The organism is uncultured Planktosalinus sp. (genome assembly GCF_963973675.1).
Taxonomy (GTDB): domain Bacteria; phylum Bacteroidota; class Bacteroidia; order Flavobacteriales; family Flavobacteriaceae; genus Planktosalinus.
The window spans coordinates 1-2,371 of the sequence record NZ_CAXBAN010000393.1 but is presented as its reverse complement, the minus strand read 5'-3'; the positions used below and the strand labels follow the sequence as shown (position 1 = coordinate 2,371).

The window sequence follows — 2,371 nt, the reverse complement described above, 5'->3', positions numbered from 1 at the left end:
CCAGGCATCCCAGTATGTTCATTAAAGTTGATTTTCCGGAACCTGAAGGTCCCATTAATGCAACATACTCTCCTTTTTCAATGTCGAGGTCAATTCCCTTTAATACGCGCAACACTTCACTACCCATTTTAAAATCACGGGTAATTTGTCTTATTTTAATTACTAAACTCATTGTTTCGATAAGGTTTTTATACTGTTCATAGGTCTTTTAAAATTTACAAATGTTACAAACGGATTGTAAAAGTTTCTTTTTTTTGTTCTTTTCTGAAACTTACAATTCCCCACTGAAATGTATCAATAGCAACAGTTACTTTTGGATGAGCAGCAATTTCTTTCCAAGCGCGCTGCATTTCAGCTGACCAATAAATATCATCAAAGATCATCAGGCTATTGTTATGTATAACAGGTAGCAGTTTTTGAAAGTAGTTTATTGTATCTTTATAGGTATGATTGCCATCAATATAAATGCAATCTATTAAATTGTCAATTTTGTTATTTAAAAAACTTTCAAAAGGTTCAATTATCACTTCTGCATTTGAACAGCCTGCTTGTTTAAGAGCTTTTTGAGTAAAAGAAGCTGTTGCCCGGCACCCTTCCACACTAATAACATGATTGTTTTTGCTTAAAGCGAAAGCAATGGTGGCCTTACCTAAAGAAGTGCCCAATTCAAGGGTGTTTTGAAAATTAAAAAATCGGGTTAGTCTAAAAAGCAGTTGTTGCCTTTTGTTTGAAATGGCTGCATGTCTGGCAATCGCTGATACTTTTCTTTTATTGGAACGAAATACTCTTGAACCTGAGCCAAACTCTTTGACTAAAAGAATTTCTTTACAATGCGTCAAATTTTTGGTGTAGTTCTCCAAAGACTTGTATTCCGGGTAACTTTCTTTATCCTTAAAGCATTGGTTAATTAAATCATACACAAAGGGAGAATGGACCCCGTGTAGTTTGATGGACTTGAAGAAAAATTTTATATAGGAGAAAATGAGGTACATTTTTTTTGATGTTAGACGTGGTATTTTAAAAAAGAGAAAAGAGAAAAGAGAAAATAGAATAGAGATTCATATAAAATGACTAATCCATTCCCACTTCCCCTCGTCTTCTGGTAAATGCGATGAGTATGACACCTATTAAAATAAACAAGGCAATGCGATAGATAAAATCGCCATATTCTACATAAAAAGTGATTTTATCATTTAAATAGAGGGTTCCTGTTAATGCACCCTGCGTATTATAGGCCAGTGTTTCTCCTATATCTCCTCGTTGATTGATAAACCCTGAAATTCCTGTGTTGGCACTTCGGGCAATACTGCGACGGGTTTCTACAGCTCTCAGTTTTGCCAGGCTGAGGTGCTGCTTGTGTCCTTGAGTTTCTCCCCACCAGGCGTCATTGGTAATGATAGTCAGGAAATTGGCTTCGTTGCGCACATATCCTGTTACAAATTCACCATAAACAGACTCATAGCAAATGATGGGACCGGCCACAAAATTATTGTCTTTACTTTTAAAAACACCCCGGAAATCCTGAGTGGTTTTCATGGCTACAGTTCCGCCCAGATCGAGCATAATATCACCCAGCAACGGTTTGATAATGCCCACATATGGTGTGCTTTCCACACCCACTACGAGTTTCGATTTGTGATAGAGGTCCATTTCAGATTTTTGACTTATCATAAACGCTGAATTGTAAGTGTTATAAAACAATCCATTTTCAAAAGTATTGGTCTGAAGAGTAGTTTGTTTAGGGTCGTCAAACACTTTAAAAAGAGAAACACCTGAAAGGAAATTCAGATTTGGATAAGCAGTAAGATAGTCTCTGATTCTCTGAGTGGTTGTGCCGGTTTCAAACACTTCAATACGTTCAGGATCTGCAAAAACTGTTTCGGGGGAAATAACAAAATCGGTTTCTTGGGTGACTTTTGAATCAGTAAGTTCAAAAAGGAGGGAAGCTATTTCATCGTTAGACACATTGTATTTTTCTGAGTAAGGGTCTATATTGGGTTGTAATACGATTGCATTTACAGTTTCACCTTCTTCCTGATAATTGTGATAGATAATCTGTGATATGATTATGGGTAGTAGAATATAGATTCCTGTTTTAATGCTTCTGCGAAAGAGAATTGAGTTATTGTTAAACTCTTTGAATAAAATATAACTCTTAAAAATACTAAGATTAACAATCCAGACCCAAAGCGTTCCACCGAAAGTACCTGTATATTCATACCATTGCACCCAACTGATATATTCCGAGAATCCATTTCCCAGATTGAGCCAGGGCCAGGAAAAGTCCCAGTTGAGGTGCATTTTTTCAAAGCAAATCCAAAGGGCAGTCAAAAATACTGTTGAAATAAAAAAGGTGGTTCTTTTGGCAAAG

Annotated in this window: 3 protein-coding genes; all 3 read right to left on the bottom strand. The window is 36.4% G+C overall.

Going from position 1 to position 2,371, the window contains the following annotated elements:
- On the bottom strand, nt 1–172 hold a 172-nt coding region (locus AACY61_RS12510), incomplete at its 3' end, for an ATP-binding cassette domain-containing protein (protein WP_339611914.1).
- A gap of 52 nt (nt 173–224) precedes the next feature.
- Nucleotides 225–992 carry a class I SAM-dependent methyltransferase gene (locus AACY61_RS12505; RefSeq protein WP_339611913.1) on the bottom strand — a complete coding sequence of 256 codons (768 nt, stop codon included), beginning with the start codon at nt 990–992 and terminating at the stop codon, nt 225–227.
- A gap of 79 nt (nt 993–1,071) precedes the next feature.
- Nucleotides 1,072–2,371 (bottom strand): apolipoprotein N-acyltransferase (gene lnt / locus AACY61_RS12500; protein ID WP_339611912.1); only part of this gene is annotated, 1,300 nt, incomplete at its 5' end.

Bases quoted from the DNA above. Each gene is read 5' to 3' on its own strand.
- AACY61_RS12505 (WP_339611913.1), bottom strand. From the start codon at position 992: ATGTACCTCATTTTCTCCTATATAAAATTTTTCTTCAAGTCCATCAAA.